18 protein-coding genes are annotated in these 19,996 nt (G+C 44.5%); 11 read left to right on the top strand and 7 right to left on the bottom strand.

What is annotated here, in order from left to right:
* The first annotated feature begins 129 nt into the window (after nt 1–129).
* Nucleotides 130–1,989, top strand: coding sequence for a peptidylprolyl isomerase (ppiD, locus tag R7P69_RS15595; RefSeq protein WP_042524021.1), 1,860 nt, complete (start codon nt 130–132; stop codon nt 1,987–1,989).
* 255 nt (nt 1,990–2,244) lie between these two features.
* Nucleotides 2,245–2,529, top strand: a complete 285-nt coding sequence (locus R7P69_RS15590) for a ComEA family DNA-binding protein (RefSeq protein ID WP_031777211.1) — start codon at nt 2,245–2,247, stop codon at nt 2,527–2,529.
* 98 nt (nt 2,530–2,627) lie between these two features.
* Here the strand turns inward: R7P69_RS15590 and rrtA are convergent, their stop codons facing one another.
* Nucleotides 2,628–3,179: a rhombosortase gene (rrtA, locus tag R7P69_RS15585; RefSeq protein ID WP_005382331.1), complete on the bottom strand. Its 552-nt coding sequence runs from the start codon at nt 3,177–3,179 to the stop codon at nt 2,628–2,630.
* 3 nt (nt 3,180–3,182) lie between these two features.
* On the opposite strand from rrtA, the gene R7P69_RS15580 reads away from it, so the two are divergent.
* Nucleotides 3,183–3,797 carry a tRNA-uridine aminocarboxypropyltransferase gene (locus tag R7P69_RS15580; protein WP_238952247.1) on the top strand — a complete coding sequence of 205 codons (615 nt, stop codon included), beginning with the start codon at nt 3,183–3,185 and terminating at the stop codon, nt 3,795–3,797.
* A 6-nt stretch (nt 3,798–3,803) separates the two neighbouring features.
* Here R7P69_RS15580 and R7P69_RS15575 read toward each other — a convergent pair whose 3' ends face one another.
* The 3 genes from R7P69_RS15575 to R7P69_RS15565 all read right to left on the bottom strand — a co-directional run bounded on the left by R7P69_RS15575 (nt 3,804) and on the right by R7P69_RS15565 (nt 7,031).
* Nucleotides 3,804–5,126 (bottom strand): anti-phage deoxyguanosine triphosphatase, encoded by a 1,323-nt coding sequence (locus R7P69_RS15575; protein WP_017634779.1) that lies wholly within the window; start codon nt 5,124–5,126, stop codon nt 3,804–3,806.
* 15 nt (nt 5,127–5,141) lie between these two features.
* A complete protein-coding gene (yfbR, locus tag R7P69_RS15570) occupies nt 5,142–5,726 on the bottom strand; it encodes a 5'-deoxynucleotidase (RefSeq protein ID WP_017634778.1) in 585 nt (194 codons plus the stop codon).
* A 90-nt stretch (nt 5,727–5,816) separates the two neighbouring features.
* Nucleotides 5,817–7,031 (bottom strand): pyridoxal phosphate-dependent aminotransferase, encoded by a 1,215-nt coding sequence (locus R7P69_RS15565; RefSeq protein ID WP_005382322.1) that lies wholly within the window; start codon nt 7,029–7,031, stop codon nt 5,817–5,819.
* Between the two features lie 217 nt (nt 7,032–7,248).
* Between R7P69_RS15565 and R7P69_RS15560 the strand changes: the two genes are divergently transcribed.
* The 7 genes from R7P69_RS15560 to R7P69_RS15530 all read left to right on the top strand — a co-directional run bounded on the left by R7P69_RS15560 (nt 7,249) and on the right by R7P69_RS15530 (nt 14,760).
* On the top strand, nt 7,249–8,556 hold the full coding sequence (locus R7P69_RS15560) for an isochorismate synthase MenF (protein ID WP_005382321.1): 1,308 nt from the start codon (nt 7,249–7,251) through the stop codon (nt 8,554–8,556).
* On the top strand, nt 8,553–10,271 hold the full coding sequence (gene menD / locus R7P69_RS15555; protein WP_136976370.1) for a 2-succinyl-5-enolpyruvyl-6-hydroxy-3-cyclohexene-1-carboxylic-acid synthase: 1,719 nt from the start codon (nt 8,553–8,555) through the stop codon (nt 10,269–10,271). The genes R7P69_RS15560 and menD overlap by 4 nt, the downstream gene beginning before the upstream one ends.
* Nucleotides 10,258–11,085, top strand: coding sequence for a 2-succinyl-6-hydroxy-2,4-cyclohexadiene-1-carboxylate synthase (gene menH / locus R7P69_RS15550; RefSeq protein WP_005382319.1), 828 nt, complete (start codon nt 10,258–10,260; stop codon nt 11,083–11,085). Before menD ends, menH begins: the two co-directional genes overlap by 14 nt.
* Nucleotides 11,078–11,944, top strand: a complete 867-nt coding sequence (gene menB / locus R7P69_RS15545) for a 1,4-dihydroxy-2-naphthoyl-CoA synthase (protein WP_005382318.1) — start codon at nt 11,078–11,080, stop codon at nt 11,942–11,944. Before menH ends, menB begins: the two co-directional genes overlap by 8 nt.
* A 125-nt stretch (nt 11,945–12,069) precedes the next feature.
* A complete protein-coding gene (gene menC, locus R7P69_RS15540; RefSeq protein WP_138939404.1) occupies nt 12,070–13,059 on the top strand; it encodes an o-succinylbenzoate synthase in 990 nt (329 codons plus the stop codon).
* Nucleotides 13,044–14,471 carry an o-succinylbenzoate--CoA ligase gene (menE, locus tag R7P69_RS15535; RefSeq protein ID WP_238952248.1) on the top strand — a complete coding sequence of 476 codons (1,428 nt, stop codon included), beginning with the start codon at nt 13,044–13,046 and terminating at the stop codon, nt 14,469–14,471. Before menC ends, menE begins: the two co-directional genes overlap by 16 nt.
* Nucleotides 14,472–14,571: 100 nt before the next feature.
* The gene (locus R7P69_RS15530) at nt 14,572–14,760 is read left to right on the top strand and encodes a hypothetical protein (RefSeq protein ID WP_017634658.1); all 189 of its coding nucleotides are present in this window, start codon (nt 14,572–14,574) and stop codon (nt 14,758–14,760) included.
* On the opposite strand, the gene R7P69_RS15525 is transcribed toward R7P69_RS15530, so the two are convergent.
* The 3 genes from R7P69_RS15525 to R7P69_RS15515 form a co-directional block, all read right to left on the bottom strand.
* Nucleotides 14,757–15,686 (bottom strand): YeiH family protein, encoded by a 930-nt coding sequence (locus R7P69_RS15525; protein ID WP_137281813.1) that lies wholly within the window; start codon nt 15,684–15,686, stop codon nt 14,757–14,759. The genes R7P69_RS15530 and R7P69_RS15525 overlap by 4 nt on opposite strands.
* 114 nt (nt 15,687–15,800) lie before the next feature.
* Nucleotides 15,801–17,675, bottom strand: coding sequence for an MFS transporter (locus R7P69_RS15520; RefSeq protein WP_033906874.1), 1,875 nt, complete (start codon nt 17,673–17,675; stop codon nt 15,801–15,803).
* A gap of 13 nt (nt 17,676–17,688) precedes the next feature.
* Nucleotides 17,689–18,279 (bottom strand): TetR/AcrR family transcriptional regulator, encoded by a 591-nt coding sequence (locus R7P69_RS15515; protein WP_005382308.1) that lies wholly within the window; start codon nt 18,277–18,279, stop codon nt 17,689–17,691.
* A gap of 392 nt (nt 18,280–18,671) precedes the next feature.
* Between R7P69_RS15515 and R7P69_RS15510 the strand changes: the two genes are divergently transcribed.
* Nucleotides 18,672–19,544: a Tim44 domain-containing protein gene (locus R7P69_RS15510; protein WP_005384268.1), complete on the top strand. Its 873-nt coding sequence runs from the start codon at nt 18,672–18,674 to the stop codon at nt 19,542–19,544.
* Nucleotides 19,545–19,996: the final 452 nt, after the last annotated feature.

The following is a 19,996-nucleotide window of genomic DNA, read 5'->3' as shown; positions in this document are numbered from 1 at the left end:
CAAACTTCGAGCCGAACTTTCTTAAATTATGCGCATCATACTGATGCGCATTTCTTTTTCTGATATTATTGCGCCATTATTTCTATTAGATAGAAGCAGTAGGCTTCAATTGTGGAGAGCAGTTAAATTATGATGGATCGACTACGCGAAGGCGTGAATAGCATCGCGGTCAAAATTATCCTTGGACTTATCATCCTGTCTTTCGTATTTGCAGGTGTAGGTAGCTACATCGTTGGTGGTAGCAACAACTCTGCAGCGAAAGTCGGTAACACTGAGATTCCTCGTGGTGAGTTCGAGATGGCATACCAAAATGAGCGTAACCGTATGCAAGCTCAGTTGGGTGACTACTTCTCTCAAATGCTGGCTGACCCTGCATATGTTGAATCTTTCCGCAAATCCGTTTTAGATCGAATGATCAATGACGTGTTGCTTGACCAACAAGCTGAAGCTTTGGGTCTGCGAATCAGCGACACTCAAGTGCGTAGCATGATTCTAGACATGCCTCAGTTCCAATCTAATGGTCAGTTTGATCAAGAGATCTATCAAGCTTCTTTGCGTCGTGCAGGCTTTTCGCCAGACTCTTTTGCTGAGTACATGCGTCGTGAATTGGTTCGTGAGCAACTGCTGAATGCGCTACAAAACAGTGAATTTATTCTGCCGGGTGAAGTACAAGCAGAAGGCAAGCTGTTCACTCAAACTCGTGATATTCGCACGATTCAGATCGACTTAGCGGAGTTTGCGAAAAATATTGAATTGACCGACGAAGAAATTCAAGAGTACTACAAAGCAAACCCAGACAACTTTACACGCCCAGAGCAGGTTAAAGTCTCTTACATCGAACTGTCAGCTGAAGCGCTAAAGGAACAAGTTAATGTTTCTGATGCTGAGGTGAAAAAGTACTACGACGAGCACTTAAACAAATACTCTTCAGAAGAGCAACGACGTGTCGCTCACATTCTTGTAGAAGGGGACGATGAAGCAAAAGCGCAAGCTATCCTAGATGAGCTAAACGCGGGTGCAGATTTTGCGACGCTTGCTCAAGAGAAATCTGACGATTTTGGCAGCGCTGAAAACGGTGGTGACCTAGGTTGGATTGAGCGTGATGTGATGGACCCTGCTTTTGAAGAAGCGGCATTCGCACTGAAGAATCCTGGCGATACGTCGGGTCTAGTAAAGTCGGACTTTGGCTATCACATTATCAAGCTTGAAGAGCTAAAAGATTCTGTGGCGAAGCCATTTGAAGAAGTCGCTGCTGAAATCAAACAAGAGATGGTCGACCAACAAGCGATCGATCAATTCTACGAGTTGCAAAATGAGCTTGAGCGCGTAGCGTTTGAATACCCAGACTCATTGTATGATGCTTCTCAAGCGGTTAACCAAGAAGTGAAGACAACGGACTTTATTTCTCAGGTTGATGCACCTGAAGTGCTTCGTAGCCCTGCGGTAATGCAAGCTATCCTAAGCCCTGAAGTTAAAGAAGATGGCCTAAACTCTGAAGCTATCGAAGTTGCGCCTGAGCATATTATCGTTGTTCGTGTTGAAGATGCGCGTGACGAGACAGTTCTTCCACTAGAAGAAGTGAAAGATCAGGTTGTTGCAGAGCTATCTCGTGTTAAAGGTGAGCAAGAAGCGATGGAACTTGGAACACAAGTCGTTGCGGCATTGAAAGAAGGTAAGACGAACGAGCTTGCTGAAAACAATCTTGCCTTTGGTGAACAAGAGACAGTAGATCGTCGTTCTCCGTTGGCAACAACGGTATTCGCGATGGCAAAACCAGTCGATGGTAAACCAGTATACGGTCAGTCTAAAGATCTTGAAGGTAACATCATTATCATCGAGCTTGATGCTGTAAACGCAGAGCTAGATAGTGAGTTAGAAGATCAAGTTGCGATGCAAATGCAGCGTGCATCTTCTCAGCAAGATTTATCATCTGTACTAGCCGTACTGCGTGCAAATACTGACATTGAGTACTTTGTTGTGAGCAACTAAGCACAATTAGTGTAATTTGTATGTTGAATAAAACGGACCGCATAAGCGGTCCGTTTTATTTTTGTCTTTATGAACTTCAATCATCAATAGGCATTACTTAAATTAGTGCGCGTTTAAGTGATAGCGGCCGTTGTGAATTCCGGGTCATCTCAGTTTGTTAAATGCATAACCATATTGCTTTCCATTGCAAACTTGATAGTGACTCGCTCTCGACGACTGTTTTTAGCCTACTATTTTGGAGATTGTATGTTCAATATGAAATGGATTTTGACATTGTGCTTATTTGTTTTTGCACCTTTTAGCATGGCTGCGGATTCAGCCACTGACAAATATGAAGGAATTGAAATTACTGTAAATATCAACACGGCCACTGCTGAAGAAATAGCGACCATGTTGAAAGGTATAGGTGAGAAGAAAGCGCAGAGTATAGTGGACTACCGCGAGGAACATGGCCCTTTTAAAACGGCAGCAGATTTGAAGAGCGTAAAAGGCATAGGTGAAGCGACAGTTAAGAAAAACGAAGACCGCATTTTACTGTAGCTTGATGTATTGCAGATATTGAGTCTGAATTCAGAACAATATCTGTTTCCCTATTACTGCTTTCCCGAACCAGCCCCTCTTTCGTGGTTCGGGATTTTTTATCCGAATAAACGACGGCGAAGGCCTTTTTCCAGTAAAGCCATTACTAACCCACCGAGTGCGCCAAACATATGAGCATCAATAGCAACGTTTGCACCGATAAGCTCAGCAGTACTGCTGGATGGGCCATAGACCTGCTCCCATGCTACTTTGGCGATTAGTCCTCCAACTAACAACACACTGCTTCTTCTGCTTTCAAAGACTTCTCTGAGCGCCCAAAATCCAAACAATCCGTGTAATACGCCGGATAAACCCACGTATACCGACATGTTGGTAAACAAATTCAGCGCACCAACACATGCACATAAGATTGAAAAAACGATAAGGAAGTTACGAGTGCTTGGGCGAAAAATAAAAGTAATGATCCACAATCCGGCGAGGTTCATTCCTAAGTGCGCAAAGTTGGTATGTGTGAGATTTCCTGTTACGATTCGCCACCATTCACCATGGCGTATATTGTAGCTGTGCCACTCGGTTAGGCTTGCCATTGGTTCAAATTGAAGTATCAAACAGATCACGCTGATAATACTCAGCAAGGTATAAAGGTTCACTCTATGTCTCGTTATTGTTCTCGTTGTGGAAAATCGCAAAAAGCGTGTATTTGCCAATGGATTGTACCGCTGGCAAGCGAGGTAGAACTTATCATTCTTCAGCACACGAGTGAAGAACATCGTCCGCTTGGTACGGCACGGATTCTCAATTTGAGTTTAGATAACTGTATTTGTTTGATAGGAGAGGACTTTTCTTGTGATGATGCCTTAAATCACTTATTAGCGGATGAGTCATATCAACATTTTGTTCTTTACCCATCAGAAGAGTCACGATGCATTTCTGAAATCACTCAAGCGAGTCATAGTGTATCTAAGAAAATACGTTTGATTTTGCTCGATGGTACGTGGAAAAAAGCGTACAAAATGTGGCGACTCTCAAGCAACTTACATCCACTCCCAACCGTGCAGTTGCCTAAGCAACTACAAGGGCACTACACCATTCGTAAGGCGCCCTCTGAGAATAGCTTATCGACAGTCGAGGCTGGTTATCATTCGCTTCGCTTGCTTGAACCCGAGCGAGACTTTACACCGCTGATGCGTGCGTTTGAAAAGATGATCGAATTCCAAATCGCCCAGATGCCTCCGGGCGTTTTTGAAAAGAATTACTTGAAAGGTTGAGTGTTACTAAAGAACGATGGAAGAGAAAAGTTGGCGGTGTAGCTTTTGCGCGTGACCATCGGTCATTGCAGAAATATAATCGGCGATGACCCTCATTTTATTGCTCTCGCTCTTCGCCTGACACCACAGATCTCTTGTATGAACGGGTAGTAATCGCTCTGGGTCTGCTGTTAACGCTTCAAAAATATCCATAATAATTTGCTGACCCTTATACTCAACGATCTGGACCTGCGGGACTTGGATAACGAAGGTGCTGACAAAGTGCTTGAGTACGTCAAGTGCACGTGCCATCTGTGGTTCTAAACACGCATTCCAAGACAGTAACGGGTTATTAAACGGCTCATCCACCGTTTTGATTGAAATGCTGGTCAGTAGCGCGTTAACCATACCACCGATAGCATCTTTCCGCTCATGGTGCTTACCGCTAAATAGCATCTGTCCGATGGAATCGATATGAGCTTCAAACCACGGGTCGCCACAGTCCGCTAATTGACTTGCTGCGCCTTCTTGCCATTGCTGACGTGTCACCATACCAAGTACGATTGCATCTTCTAAATCATGAACACCGTAGGCGATATCATCTGCTAGCTCCATGATTGAGCAATCGAGTGATTTAAAACGCGTTTTACTGTGCTCAAACTCCGATTCTGGCGTTGAACGCATCAGACTAAGCAATGCCTTGTCGTTGTCAGAAAGCGGTGCAATTACCCAATCAAATAAGTCTTTATCACAATCATAAATGCCTTTAGCTGGGCTCCAATCTTTTGCTTTTAGTTTACGTTGATGCTCGGCTGGTTGAGGCAACTTGACGGAGCGTGTTTGACTAATGAGGGCAGGGTACTTAATCAAACCAAGCAGTGTGCGGCGTGATAAATTCATTCCGAAATGCTCAGTATAAGGCTCTAACTTAGTGACGATACGAAAGGTTTGGGCGTTCCCCTCGAAGCCGCCATGTTCGCGCATTACGTAGTTTAGAGCGACTTCTCCCCCATGACCGTATGGAGGATGCCCGATGTCGTGAGCCAAACATAATGAATCAATTAAGCTGTCTGATGGTAATAGATCGCGGAACTCTGGCTGTTTTTTCTTTAACTGGGCGACGATACCGGTCCCTAGTTGCGACGCTTCTAAGGAGTGTGTTAACCGACTGCGGTGAAAGTCTTCCAAGCTATTGCCGTGTACTTGGGTTTTTGCTTGTAGGCGTCGAAATGCAGCCGAGTGAAGAATACGCGCTCGGTCTCGTTGGTACGGGCTCCGATGGTCGTCTCGACGGATTTTATGCTCATCATCATGGCGCTCTTGCCATTGCGGGTGTAATTCAAACGACACGATTATCTCCGTAAGCTAACTGATTTCATCTAACGATAATTCGAAACTTGGGGCAAAGGTATTGAGAAAGTAATCCATTTCAGGCGTTCTGCGTTCTTGCAAAGTGACGTCTAAGCGTTTTTTTGCCAGAGCGAACTCATGGTTGCCGGCGCTCAGTTCTTCAAGACATTTTAAATAGGCACAGATGGAATCGGCTTGCTTAACGATTTTTGCGTCCTCTTCGTGTGCAGAGTGAGAAAGAAGATAGGGGGCAAAATCATCGTGGAACTCTTCCGGTAACATTGAGAGTAATTTTTGTTCCGCTGCCGATTCTATCTTCTTATATTCTTTGGCAATTTCAGGGTTGTAATACTTCACTGGAGTTGGAAGATCACCCGTTAATACTTCACTGGAATCATGGTACATGGCAAGAATAGCGATGCGTTCTGGATTAAGGTTGCCGCCGAACTTTTTGTTTTTAATTAGGGCAAGGGCATGAGCGACAAAAGCAACTTGTAAGCTATGCTCTGAAACGTTTTCTGGTGAGACGGACCGCATTAAAGGCCAGCGTTGGATCAGCTTCATTCGAGCCAGGTGGGCGAAAAAATGGCTTTCTTTCATGGCTTTCTCCGTTTCTGGTGTAAAAAAGGAACTCACTAGGAGTTCCTCTAAGCATATGAGAGATCAGCACTAATTACTACCAGTGATTCATTACTGGCTGTAGGTTGATAGGAATCTTTCAAAACGTCCAATGGCGATTTCTAGATCTTCAACGTGCGGTAGTGTCACGATGCGGAAGTGGTCTGGTTTTGGCCAGTTAAAACCGGAACCTTGCACCAGTAAGACCTTCTCTTGTTTTAAGAAATCTAAAACCATCTGCTGATCGTTCTTGATGTTGTACATTTTAGTGTCGATTTTCGGGAAGAGGTACATCGCACCCTTAGGTTTGACACAAGAAACACCAGGAATCTGATTGATCAGTTCATACGCTCGGTTGCGCTGCTCTAATAAGCGTCCGCCTGGTAAAATCAGTTCATTGATACTCTGGTATCCACCTAACGCGGTTTGAATGGCATGTTGCATTGGTACGTTTGCACATAAACGCATCGATGAAAGCAGCTCCAAGCCATTCACGTACCCTTGAGCCAGATGTTTAGGCCCCGTTAGGAACATCCAGCCACCACGGAAACCACAAACACGGTAGGCTTTTGAAAGGCCATTGAATGTCATGACTAGCACGTCTTCAGTGAGTGTGGCGACTGAGGTATGTGTTGCACCGTCGTACAACACTTTGTCGTAGATCTCATCTGCGAAAATGATCAGTTTGTGCTGGCGTGCTATCTCAATCACTTCAAGTAGGAAGTCACGGCTGTATACCGCACCTGTCGGGTTGTTCGGGTTGATCAGAACAATGCCACGTGTCTTTGGTGTGATTTTCTTTTTGATGTCTTCAAGGTCTGGGTACCAGTCAGTTTCTTCATCACATAGATAATGAACCGGCTTACCACCAGATAGTGCAACTGAAGCTGTCCATAACGGATAGTCTGGTGCTGGGATCAGCATTTCGTCGCCATTGTTTAATAGCGCTTGCATAGCCATTACGATCAACTCAGACACGCCGTTACCTACATACACATCTTCGACATCTAGCGAGCGTATACCTTTACGCTGATAGTGTTGGACCACAGCTTTACGAGCAGAGTAAATGCCTTTGGAATCACAATAGCCTTGAGAAGTCGGCAGATTACGAATCACGTCGACTAAAATCTCATCAGGGGCGTCAAAACCAAATGGGGCAGGGTTACCAATGTTTAGCTTTAGGATTTTATGCCCTTCTTCCTCCATGCGCTTAGCATGTTTGAGTACAGGACCCCTAATGTCGTAGCAGACATTGTCGAGTTTTGACGACATCCCGATATTTTGCATTGTTTAATTCCTAAAAATTCGTTAATTTCTTTATTAAAATACAATAATTTGTTTTTTATTAGAATATATATCTGTAAATAATCTGTCTGCTGGTTAAGTTTTGCTCGCTTGCTATCACAGGATTTTGCAAAAGATCGCATACGACCTTGATTTGCTTTGGGTCTAAACTTAGAGTAGCCGTCAGTTACCATTTATCCTCACATACAACGAGGTTGATTTGTCACAGTTCCATCAAGCCGTAAAGAGAATTATCGAGCGAGTTCAGCAATCGGAAGGCAATCAAACACGTCTGGTCGAGCCCCTTAGCGAGAAACCTAATTTCTCATTTATTGATTGGCTTGATGCGCAACCACTTTTCCCTAAGTTTTATTGGCAGTCCCGCGATACACGTGAAGAGGTCGTTGCACTAGGGCAATTGCACGCTTTTGTTGAGCCAGGTCCTGCTTATACCATTCTAGGTGAAGGGCAAAGAGTCTGGGGCGGGCGCTCTTTTGATGGACAGCATGAGAAGAATCGTCGCTGTATGCCCTCTTTTTTCTTTTTGCCTCAAATTGAGTTAATTCGTTTTGACCAACAGTGGTCTCTCGCAGTTAATATTTCAGAAGACAAAGCGCGAACTCTAGCTGGGTTGAATAAACTGGTTTGTGAGGTCGCGACCTTAGCTCCAATTTCGTCTCACATCCGCTCTATTGTTCACACGCCAAGTCAGCCTCAATGGAATGAGTTAGTTCATAAGGTTCTGACTGGTATAGAGAATGATGATTTTAAGAAAGTGGTTTTAGCGCGTCGCTCTACCGTGCAGCTTGATAACACATTAAGTGCTGCACAGCTACTTAAAGCAAGTTACTTAAATAACCATCATAGCTTCCATTTCATGCTGAGCTTAGACAGTAAGCACAGTTTTATGGGGTCTACGCCAGAACGTTTGTATTCTCGCGTAGGGCATGAGCTACATACCGAAGCGTTAGCAGGTACGATTGGTCGGGGAGACAATGCCACTCAAGATATGGAGTTGGCGAATTGGTTATCCCAAGACCAAAAGAACCTCAACGAAAACCAGTATGTGGTGGACGACATCATTGACCGTCTATCACCACATTCTGAAGTGGTTGAAGTGGAAGCTGAACCGAGTTTGGTCAGACTACGAAAAGTGCAGCACCTTAAGCGAAATATTCACGCTAGTCTAAGAGCGGGGATAAATGGTGTTCAGTTGTTATCGGCGCTTCAACCAACAGCGGCGGTTGCTGGCTTACCCCGACAAGAGTCGATGCAATTTATATTGGATAATGAGCCGTTTGCACGCGGCTGGTACGCGGGGTCAATGGGTTACATAAGCCATGAACGAGCAGAGTTTTGTGTCGCAATCAGAAGTGCGCTTGTGCTCGGTGAGCAAGTACAACTGTTTGCGGGCGCAGGGATTGTTCCAGGCTCCATTGCAGAACATGAGTGGGCAGAACTTGATAAGAAAATGTCGACGTTACTTACGCTGATTTCTGATCATCCGCCATTGGGAGTCGCATCATGAGTCATGACCAAGCGGTGCTCAATCGAGTTTGGTCAGAAACCATATTGATTGAGCTTCAGCGATTTGGCGTTAAGCATGTTTGTATCGCTCCCGGATCTCGTTCTACGCCTTTAACTTTAGAAGCGGCAGAACAGTCCGACTTTTCCATTCATACTCATTTTGATGAGCGTGGATTGGGCTTTATGGCTCTTGGTTTAGCGAAAGCTACTCAGGAACCCGTGGCAATTATCGTTACCTCTGGTACGGCAGTGGCGAACTTATTACCGTCGGTTGCCGAAGCCAAACTTACTGGTGAAAAACTGGTGCTGCTGACAGCAGATCGTCCAGTAGAACTTGTCGGCTGTGGTGCAAACCAAGCGATAAATCAATTGGGTATTTTTTCACATCATGTTTCGGCCAGTTTGAATTTACCAAGCCCAAATTTAGCAACGTCGCTTAACTGGTTGCTGACCTCTGTTGACGAAGTGATGTTTACTCAGCAATTGCAGGGTAGTGCCGTTCATATTAATTGTGCATTTCCAGAGCCTTTGTATTCCAACGGCGCAAAATCGGATTATCAAACCTACTTAGATTCGGTCGCCGGATGGCGAAAAGGAAGCGGCACTTATACTCAGCGTTTTAGCCATTTGTCACAGGCAAACATCCCGCCTTTTTCGGACAAAAAAGGCTTGGTTGTGATTGGCAGCTTACCGCTTGAACAAGCGAAGTCGGCGCAGGCATTTGCACAAAAGATGGGATGGCCAGTACTTGCAGACCCGCAAAGTGGTCTCAGTTCGGATTGGGCGTATTACGATGTATGGCTTCAACTTCCCGAGTTCGCAAACGAGCTTGAATCTTGTGAACTTATTATCCAATTTGGTAGCCGAATCATCTCCAAACGTTTGAACCAATGGATTGATAAACAAGTATCGAAAAATCAACAAAGTAAAGACGTTCAGTATTGGTATGTCTCACCTTGTATGGACCGGAATAACCAAAATCATCTGGCGCAAATGCACTGGGTTGAGCCTCCTAAAACGTGGGTTTCTCGCATTAGTTTTGAGAAGTCAATATTTGCTGGGTGGGCTGATAGGTTAGCGAATGACGTTAAGCGAGTTCATCAACGTATCGAAGAAGCCTTCCTATCTGATTCAGCGTCTGCCATTGACGAAATTGCGTTGGCAGCAGACATCAACGAGCGCACAAAAAACGTAGATGTTTTCTTGGGTAATAGCTTGTTTGTTCGGCTTGTTGATATGTACGGAAAATTGGATGGTGTAGAGGTTTTCACTAATCGAGGCGCGTCAGGGATTGACGGTTTGTTTGCTGCGGCATCAGGCGTGCAACGGGCAAGAGGTAATCCGTTACTAATGTATATCGGTGACACAGCAGCACTTTATGATCTCAATTCTCTGGCGCTATTTTCTCACAATAAACTGCCGGCGATACTTGTTGTTACTAATAATGACGGCGGTGCGATTTTTGATATGTTGCCAGTACCACCAGAGCGCAGAACGACATATTATCAAATGCCTCATGGTTATCAGTTTGAACACGCGGCAAAGCAGTTTGGTTTGGCGTATTTGCATGTTTCTACACTGGAGCAATTCCAATCATCTGTAAAAGAGCATTTATGTCACGGCCAAGGAACGTTGCTGGTCGAGGTTCAAACCCCATCTAACCAAGCTGCTGAGACACTCAAGGCATTTAATAAGAGTCTGAATGCTTTACTTTGAACGTTTCCCTGTATTAGAAAAACACCAAAGTAGAACGTTGCCCACTTTGGTGTTTTTGCATGGCTTACTCGGTAGCGGTGCCGATTGGCTCGCGTGTTTAAATGCATTACCCGAATATGAACGTGTTACGGTTGACCTCCCTGGTCATGGGCATAGCCAATCTATTTCTTGCAGCGATCTGAATGATTGCTGCAAACTTCTTGGTTCCACACTATCTTTATTATTTCCCTCACAACAACCACTTATTTTGATTGGTTACTCTATGGGCGGCCGCATTGCGATGCATGGTATTGCCCATCAATGCTTTCCAGATCTCAATATTGCAGGCGCGATTATTGAAGGGGGAAACTTCGGGCTTCAAACTGAGTCAGAGAAACAGGTGAGATTAGAGAATGATGCTCGCTGGGCAATGCGTTTCAAAACTGAACCACTTGAACGTGTTTTGAACGATTGGTACCAACAAGCGGTGTTTTCTTCACTAAACCATGAGCAAAGACAAACATTCATTGCGAAGCGAAGTGATAATCTTGGCTCAGCGGTGGCGAATATGTTGATGACGACATCGTTAGCCAAACAGGCATATTTGTTGCCCTCACTGCAAAAGCAGAACATACCAGTGTATTACTTGTGTGGTGAGAAAGACCAAAAATTTAGCCAACTGGCACAACGTAGCGGGTTGGCGTATCGACAAGTTGAAGGCGCTGGTCATAACGTCCATCAAGAGCAGCCCAAACAGTTTGCGATACATACCAAGCAAATAATTCAGTCTCACTTTGGTGAGAGTAACGAGAACAATGGGAATCACCATGGCTAAAACAGTAGGCATTTCTGAAGAAGAACTTTACGCTCCGGTTCAATGGAAAGATTGCGGCGAGAAATACGAGGACATTCATTACCATAAGTCTGAAGATGGTATCGCGAAAATCACCATTGCGCGTCCTCAAGTGCGTAATGCGTTTCGTCCTCAAACGGTAAAAGAGATGATTGATGCGTTGGCAGATGCGCGTTACGACTCTGGTGTTGGCGTGATCATTCTGACAGGTCTAGGTGAAGACGCATTCTGTTCTGGCGGTGACCAGAAGATCCGTGGCGACTACGGCGGCTACAAAGATGACCAAGGTACGCACCACCTAAACGTATTGGACTTCCAACGTGATATTCGTACTTGTCCAAAACCAGTGATCGCATCGGTAGCTGGTTGGGCTGTGGGCGGTGGTCATGTTCTGCACATGATGTGTGACCTCACGATTGCAGCTGACAACGCTCAATTTGGTCAAACAGGCCCTAAAGTGGGTTCATTTGATGGCGGTTGGGGTGCATCTTACATGGCTCGCATCGTAGGCCAAAAGAAAGCTCGCGAAATTTGGTTCCTATGTCGTTTCTACAATGCTCAAGAAGCGGTAGACATGGGCCTAGTAAACACAGTTGTACCACTAGCGGATCTAGAGAAAGAAACCGTTCGTTGGTGTCGTGAAGTTCTGCAACACAGCCCAATGGCATTGCGTTGCTTGAAAGCTGCGTTGAACGCGGACTGTGATGGCCAAGCGGGTCTGCAAGAACTGGCGGGTAACGCGACTATGATGTTCTACATGACAGATGAAGGCCAAGAAGGTCGTAACGCATTCAACGAGAAACGTCGTCCAGACTTCGATAAATTCCCTCGCAACCCATAATCCGTCTAAATGAGGAGCGTGTTAGCTCCTCTGTTCCTTTTTTCCTGAGCGCCTCGCTCTCTGGGAGGCTGGTGGGATTGCTCGTCAGAACGCTCAAATATAAGGCATTACATAGGACTTGAATTATGCGTGAAGCGAAAATTTATCGTTATAGCTTGCCCATGGATAGTGGTGTCATCCTACGTGACAATAAGCTAACTGAACGTGTTGGTTATGTTGTTGCGCTTTCCGAAGATGGTAAAACAGGGCTTGGAGAAGTCGCTCCTCTTCCTGGTTTTAGCTTAGAGAGCACCGAAGATGCGGGTGTTCAACTACAAGAACAGGCGGAACGTTGGGTAGCAGAGTTGGATGTGGATTATGCCAATATGTACCCGTCGGTTGCGTTTGGTTTATCGATGGCACAGCTTGAATTAGCTGGTGGCTTACCACAACAAGGTAAATACCAAACAGCGCCACTATGCACTGGCGACCCAGATGAGCTCATTCCAAAGCTGAACGAAATGGAAGGTGAGAAAGTCGCTAAGGTGAAAGTTGGACTTTATGAGCCAATTCGCGATGGCATGCTTGTGAACCTTTTTCTTGAATCAATCCCTCAATTAACGCTTCGACTCGATGCCAATCGCGCTTGGACACCAGAAAAAGCGCAGCAGTTCGCTAAGTACATTGCTCCGTCTCTGCGTCAACGAATCACGTTTCTAGAAGAGCCGTGCCGCTCTCCTGGCGATAGTCTCTCTTTTGCGATTAATACTGGTATTGCTATCGCTTGGGATGAAACATTGCAAGATGCGGTTCGTCGTGAAGATTTCCGTCTTGAAGATCTAACTGGTGTGAAAACGATCATCATCAAACCCACACTCATTGGTTCGGTGGATTTTTGTATTACACTGATAGAGAAAGCGAAGTCACTGGGGATGAAAGCAGTGATTAGCTCGAGCATTGAATCCAGTCTCGGTTTAACTCAATTAGCGCGCTTTGCCCAATGGCAGCTGCCTGATGAAGTTCCAGGTTTGGATACGATTGGCTTATTCAAAGCTCAGCTAGAGCAGGGCTGGCCTAAGTGTGAACTTCCCGTTCTTCCTCTAAAAGACCAGGAGATTGTGTGGCATTCTGCGTAGACAATATTGCGAAGGCACCATGGAAATATTGGGCTCAAACGAGCCCTTTTTCTATTGCACTCAAGACATCAACAGAAGTATTAAACTGGCAACAACTCTCGAAGCGTATTGACCAATACACTCACTATTTGAATGACTTGGGTGTAACTCGGGGGGATGTGCTGACTTTGGTTGGCAAGAACCAAGTAGAAACACTGTTGTTTTATCTTGCCTCCAAACAGTTAGGCGCGCTCGCTGCGCTGACCATGGAACAACCACTAGATAAGTTGCAGAGTAAGCTTGCTACACTTTACAGGCCTGATCAAACTCGGTTTATCTGGTTTTCTCAGGAGTGCGCTTCGATCTTTTCTGAACATGATATACAAAAACTCAAGGCAACATTGCTTTCACCGCCTGTAGTATCACAGCAAGAGAGTGATTCGTTGACTGAAGATAGCTATCATCATGACCGGCTCGCTTCAGTAGTATTTACTTCTGGCTCTACAGGGGAGCCTAAAGCTGTGGTTCATACACATCGACAGCATCTTGCGTCTGCAGAGGGCTTGTTGCAGGAGTTCATTTTCACTCAGCAAGATGCTTGGCTGTTATCGCTTCCGCTGTATCACGTCTCTGGATTAGCGATTGTCTATCGTTGGCTATATGTCGGAGCAACACTAAAAGTCGGTTCAGGGAAACTTGTTGATGATGTTCAGGGCGTATCACACGCTTCTTTGGTTGCGACTCAGCTCAAACGGTTATTGGATGATGATGCACATTTGTCATTGACACATGTGCTACTGGGCGGCAGCCACGTTGATCACGAGTTGGCACTACGAGCAACAGGGCAAGGCATTGAGACATGGTTAGGTTATGGGATGACGGAGGCGGCCTCTACCGTTACCGCAAAGAGAATTGACAGCACCAGTAATGCTGGACATGTATTGAAGCACCGTAAGATAAAATTAGTTGACCAACGCATTTTTGTTGGCGGTAAGACATTAGCGGCAGGGTATTTCCATCAAGGACATGTTACCCCATTTCTGGATGAGAAAGGCTGGTTTGACAGCAAAGATCTTGGCGAGTGGCAAGGTGATGAATTAAAGATAATCGGCCGTGCCGACAATCAGTTTATCTCTGGTGGTGAGAATATCCATTGTGAAGAGATTGAAGCCGCTTTGAACCAAATTGATGGTGTAGTGCAGAGTATAGTGGTTCCAGTCGAAGACGCGGAGTTTGGTCATAGACCAGTAGCTGTGATTCAGACCAATGGATTGCGCAGCAAGTCGGAGTATGACCAGCACTTGCAATCAAAGTTAGAGAAGTTTAAATGGCCAGTGGAATACCATGTAATGCCACAAACTCTACTAGAAGGTGGGATCAAAATTTCACGTAAGGCCGTGAAAGAGTGGCTGCTGTCATCAATTCAGCATTAGTCAATTTTGCTATGTATTAGTCATAAAGAGAATTTCGTATCCTTATAACTCTGAATCATAATTATGCTTCTTAGTGGAGAGAAAATGCATAAGGTTCAGGATGGCAAAGCTAGTTTTAATTGCGGCAGTAGCACTACAAATTGGTATCGCGATAAGTAGTGAAGGGCTAGCCCGCTCTCTTGCAGAGCTAACGGCATTTTTGATCGCTATAGCGTTGGTCGTTATATACAAAAATAGCAAACGGGAAATACCGTCCCCTCAACGCGATAAGCAGACCACCAATATCTAAAACAGTAACCAACTTAGAGAAGTGGTAGAAATTAGCACCCACAGAGTCACACCAAACAACAGCGGCTTAGCTCCAGCTGACTTTAGTTTTGAAATTGAAATGCTGCAACCTATCAAAAACAGACATACAACCAACGCTTGCTTTGCTCCAATGAAAATGCCGTGATAGACCATTTCAAATTGAGGAAAGAAGTCGCTAAACGCGATAGCTGCACAGTACCAAAAAATGAAATAAGGGATAGCTAGTTTTTTCTTTCCATTCTCTTTTGGGCCTCTTGAAAAGATGACGGCACTGATCAAAGCAACAGGAATGATCCATAAAGCGCGCGCGAGTTTCAATGTTGTTGCCGTAGTTAGCGCTTCTTCCCCATAGGCCGAGGCAGCCCCGACAACAGAAGATGTGTCATGAATGGCAATCGCAGCCCATGTGCCAAACGTGTGTTGATCTAGCCCTAAAGCATGTCCAATCACAGGAAACACAAAGAGTGCAATGGAGTTCAGGACAAATACCGTTGCCAGTGCTAATCCAATCTGCTCGTCTTTCGCTTTAATCGCCGGTGCCACAGCAGCAATTGCGCTACCACCACAAATTGCAGTACCTGATGAGATTAAGTAAGCGGTTACTCGCTCCAATTTAATTACCCTGGCAATGAGAGTGCCCATGATCAGTGTGCCTGTAATAGTGGCGATGATCAGGCCGATACCATCCGATGTGACTGCAAGTGCTTGCTCAAAGTTGATGCCAAAGCCTAAGCCAATAATCGAGTAAGACAGCAGCTTTTTAGTAAAAGAAGCGATGGGCAGCTCGGAAGGCACAAAACCAAAACTTGCGAGTAGAAAACCGATAACTAGAGCAATGGGAGAGGAGGCAAGAGGGGTTAGACAAAAAAGTAACGCCAATCCAAACAGGAGGTAGTTTCTATTCAAGGTTTTTATTCGCTGTTGTGAATGAAAGGGAGAGTATATCGCACTGGGTGTGGTCAGTTTGTCTTAATGATTTGAACACATGTTCAGTTATCCTAAACATGTGTTCAAGTGTATTTATCGCCAGTCGCCTCTAAGTTGATGCACTTTATCGAACATTGTTTTTGCCGTTGCTTCATTTGGTGGCACCGGTTGTCCTGCCTCAATTTCTAGCTTTGACCAAAATCGAGTCGGTAAGCCACAGCATGCGCGACCTTTTGCGCGGCTGAAATAGCTTCCCCATAAGCCTTTAAGTGCAACAGGTATGACGGGTACTGGGCTACGACGTAGAATGATATCAATACCGCGCATGAATTCATTCATTTCACCATCTGAAGTTAATCTTCCTTCAGGGAAAATACAGACGATATGACCTTCGCTTAGCGCAGCTTCCACATCGTTAAATGCACGTCTGATAGAGCTTCTGTTACTCGCTGAAATTGGAATTACCCCAGTTCGACGTAAAAAGCGCCTTAATGGAGGTAGGTTGGCGTAATCTTCCTCCATCACAAAACGAATCAACCTTGGGCATACGGCACTAAGTAGCAATGCATCCATGTAGCTTACATGATTACATACAATCAATGCCCCACCATGCTCGGGTAGGTTGTGTAGATTCTTATGCTTAACTCGATAGATGGTGTGCGTAAGCATCCACATGACAAAGCGAACTACAAAAATAGGAATTTGCAAAAAGATGTAAGCGGCGACTAAGAAATTTAAAACGGCTAACAATGCAAACAGCTGAGGAATTGTCATCTTGATTACACTTAGGCACACAATACCTAAGACAGCGCTGCCGACCATAAACAGAGAGTTAAAAATGTTGAGCCCTGCGATGACTTGAGCACGTTCGGTTTCCTTTGCTCGATGCTGCATTAATGCGTAAAGAGGCACGATAAACAAACCGCCCGAAGCGCCAATCATCAATAGGTAGAAAAATAATGGCCAAAAAGGCTCATATCTAAAGAAGTCTACAAAGTTATGGAAAGTAGGTAGATCATTGGGAATGGAAGTGGCCATTAGGTACCCAAATACCGTAATGCCAAAGGCACCAATTGGCACAATACCGACTTCGATACGATGGTTTGAGATCCAATTGCAAAGTAGCGACCCTAGCGCGATACCAATGGAAAATAGAGCGAGCAAGAAAGACACCGCACTCTCGGTGCCATTTAGGTAAATCTTAGTGAAATTCGGAAATTGTGTTAGATATGCGGCGCCTAAAAACCAAAACCAGCTTATTGCCATTATGCATTGAAAAACAACTCGATCGGATTTGGCGATAGAGAGCGTGTGTTTGGTTTGCTTGTATGGTTGCCAACGAAAAGAGAGATTGGGCGCGCTGGCTGCAGCAAAGGGGATTGAGCGGCTCGACAAGTAGCCTAACAATGCGAAGATCACGACACAAAATGCGGCAAGGTATTTTGCGTTGTCTGCAGAGGCTATAATCCCAGCGCCTAAGGTGCCAATAAGGATGGCGATAAAGGTACCTGCTTCAACAAGAGCGTTGCCGGGCACTAACTCTTTAGCATTTAACTTTTGAGGCAAAAGGGCATATTTAACTGGGCCAAAAAATGCTGACTGTGTGCCCATTAAAAACAGTAGCAATAAAAGCACACCATAACTTTCGGTTATGAATCCGATGGCACCCAAGAGCATGATGGCTATTTCAAATAGTTTAACCTTACGAATAAACCATGACTTTTCATATTTGTCGGCTAATACGCCAGCGGAAGCAGAGAACAGAAAGAACGGTAGAATGAACAAGCCTGCCGCAAGGTTGATGAACAAATTGCTCGAAATAGGTAGTGCACTGGAGCCAGCGAATGCGACAAACAACAGCAAAACGTTTTTAAAAATATTGTCGTTGAAAGCGCCAAAAAACTGAGTAATGAAATAGGGCAGGAACTTTCTCTGCGTAAGTAAGGACGGCTGTCTGTCGGATGACATGGATAATCCTTTGTTACCAGTTCGTGAGGTAGTTGGAAAGAAGATTACTGATCAATTCTTTGCCATCAATTGGTTCACTAGAGAAAAACTTATCATCAACACTGAGTAAAGTAATGCCATGTACGCCAGACCAAAGGACTCGACTCGCTTGAATCACTTCGGATTCAGTACGATGTGGTGCGATTTGAGCCAATAGTGACTCTAGCATTCCCGTCATACCATCGATACGTTTGGCATGCCATTCCGGAAGTTCTGCTCCATTCATGTTGTGTTCGAACACTAACTGCCAACGGTATGGGTGTTTTTGAGCAAAATCGTGGTAGCAATAAGCGAGTTCAAAAAGCGCTTGATGGGAGTCTTTGCTGTCATTAGTTGCTTTGCGTGCTTCTTGAGATAACTCATCTAAAGTTTGAGCGACAACATGAAGCAACAACAAATTATAATTACCAAAAACATTTACCAATGTGCTTGGCACGTAACCAATCATGTTAGCGATTTTACGAAGACTGAGTTCGTGGTAAGAATTCTCATCTAAAAAGTTTTTGACCGTTGTTAACGTCAAATTCACTAACTCTTCTCGGGTGTGATCGTTTCTGCGTGCCATATTCTCAAACTACTTTATTGAACATCGTTCAATATGATAGTCAGCTACGTATTAACCGTCAACAAGGCAATGTGTCCAAGTGCCCTCAAGGTGTAGGATTCTGAGCTGTGTCACTGATTCTAATTCAAGTAAAACAATCTGGAGTATTAGTGAACTTATTCCATACTTTTTTTACATTGATCAAGCGCCTTCAGCTGAATTGTAAGCAGTGTGAGCAGTCTGCATTTTTGGCAATATTCTGATACATGTCAGCTTCTATAAGCTATTTTCATCAATCGGTATACAGAGTATGATGACTTAAAAATCATCTTTGGCGTGCTACTGTTTGAAACAACGATTGTTTCGTCTTGAAAATGGGGCACTATCTTAGATAGCTAACTTTAAGGATAACGATGAAACGTTTATTTTCTATTGTTGCTTTGTTGATGTTTACTGTTGCTGTAACGCCTATCGCGGAAGCGAAGAAGTTTGGTGGCAGTAAGTCTTTCGGTAAGAGCTACAAAACCGCACCAGCACCGAAACAACAGCAACAAAACACCAATACGGTCGGCAAAGATCAGACGACAAAGTCTTCAAGTAAGAAAGGCCTTATGGGTGGTCTGCTAGGCGGACTTCTTGCTGGTGGTCTACTTGCTGCATTCTTTGGCGGTGCTTTTGAAGGTATCCAGTTTATGGATATCCTAATTATTGGTTTGATTGCCTTTGTCATCTTTAAACTAATGCGCGGTATGCTAGGTGCGAAGCAGGGCAGTATGAACCAGCATCGTCAACAGCCTGCATTTGGTGGCAACGCATCTAAGTTTGAGCAACCAAACATGCAAAACTTTGAGCAACAACCAAACACAAATAATGGTGGCTTTGGTGGTTTTGGCGCTCAAACAGACGTACCACATAACTACCCACCGGGTTTTGACCAAGCAGCGTTCATTAATGGTTCTCGTGAACACTATCGAATCCTGCAAGGTGCGTGGAATCACAACCAGCTAGAAACTATTGAAGAATATGTTTCTCCAAGCTTGTTTGAAGACCTAAAAGCAGAGCGCGCGAAGCTCGACGGTGAGCAGCATACTGACGTAATGTACGTTGATGCGGAGATCGTCCGTGCTGATTACGATGCAAATAAAGCACAGCTTAGTCTGCAGTTTAGCGGTCGTTACCGTGACACAGTAGAAGGTGTTGAAGAAGAAATCGAAGATATCTGGCACCTAGAGCGTGACTTGACTGCGCCTAATGCGCCATGGTTAATCGTTGGCATTCAAGGCTAGTCACCTTTAAACCAATTTAGTCACTAGTAAAAATCCCGCATCCCCTGCGGGATTTTTTGTATCTATCATTTATATTTCTTGTACGTGTTTTTATACAAACATCACTAATTGAGTCCGTTTGGTAATTTTGCGAGCCCACTTTTTCTAGTAAGTACTCAAGTGTTTTCCTAGTTATATTGAACATTTATATTAAGGCCATACGAACTAACAAAATCAAAATAGCTAGTACATTGTTTGTAGGGTAAAGATCTGCTCCTCAGCCTTTTGTTTGTGGAGTTTCACATGGGGTTGGTTGCTTTAGTGAGATTGAGTATAGGTTATACCAATCGTAGTAAATAACTGGTCATTCTAGCTTGTTAAAATACTCGATAACTACGTTGCAATTTTTGATTGTAGAATAACTACTTATCGAAAAATTGCGCCTTGTTCTCAAGCATTTTCCCTACGCTATT

The organism is Vibrio sp. 661 (assembly GCF_033339315.1).
In the GTDB taxonomy this organism is placed as follows: Bacteria; Pseudomonadota; Gammaproteobacteria; order Enterobacterales; family Vibrionaceae; genus Vibrio; species Vibrio alginolyticus.
The sequence above is the reverse complement of the archived record's forward strand: the minus strand, read 5'-3'. Positions and strand labels throughout refer to the sequence as shown.

Coding starts and splice junctions, on each gene's coding strand:
- menC (WP_138939404.1), top strand. CDS start 12,070: ATGCGTGAAGCGAAAATTTATCGTTATAGCTTGCCCATGGATAGTGGT.
- menD (WP_136976370.1), top strand. CDS start 8,553: ATGAGTCATGACCAAGCGGTGCTCAATCGAGTTTGGTCAGAAACCATA.
- R7P69_RS15580 (WP_238952247.1), top strand. CDS start 3,183: ATGTCTCGTTATTGTTCTCGTTGTGGAAAATCGCAAAAAGCGTGTATT.
- R7P69_RS15515 (WP_005382308.1), bottom strand. CDS start 18,279: ATGGCACGCAGAAACGATCACACCCGAGAAGAGTTAGTGAATTTGACG.
- ppiD (WP_042524021.1), top strand. CDS start 130: ATGATGGATCGACTACGCGAAGGCGTGAATAGCATCGCGGTCAAAATT.
- R7P69_RS15530 (WP_017634658.1), top strand. CDS start 14,572: ATGGCAAAGCTAGTTTTAATTGCGGCAGTAGCACTACAAATTGGTATC.
- menB (WP_005382318.1), top strand. CDS start 11,078: ATGGCTAAAACAGTAGGCATTTCTGAAGAAGAACTTTACGCTCCGGTT.
- R7P69_RS15565 (WP_005382322.1), bottom strand. CDS start 7,031: ATGCAAAATATCGGGATGTCGTCAAAACTCGACAATGTCTGCTACGAC.
- yfbR (WP_017634778.1), bottom strand. CDS start 5,726: ATGAAAGAAAGCCATTTTTTCGCCCACCTGGCTCGAATGAAGCTGATC.
- R7P69_RS15510 (WP_005384268.1), top strand. CDS start 18,672: ATGAAACGTTTATTTTCTATTGTTGCTTTGTTGATGTTTACTGTTGCT.
- R7P69_RS15520 (WP_033906874.1), bottom strand. CDS start 17,675: ATGTCATCCGACAGACAGCCGTCCTTACTTACGCAGAGAAAGTTCCTG.
- menH (WP_005382319.1), top strand. CDS start 10,258: ATGCTTTACTTTGAACGTTTCCCTGTATTAGAAAAACACCAAAGTAGA.
- R7P69_RS15590 (WP_031777211.1), top strand. CDS start 2,245: ATGAAATGGATTTTGACATTGTGCTTATTTGTTTTTGCACCTTTTAGC.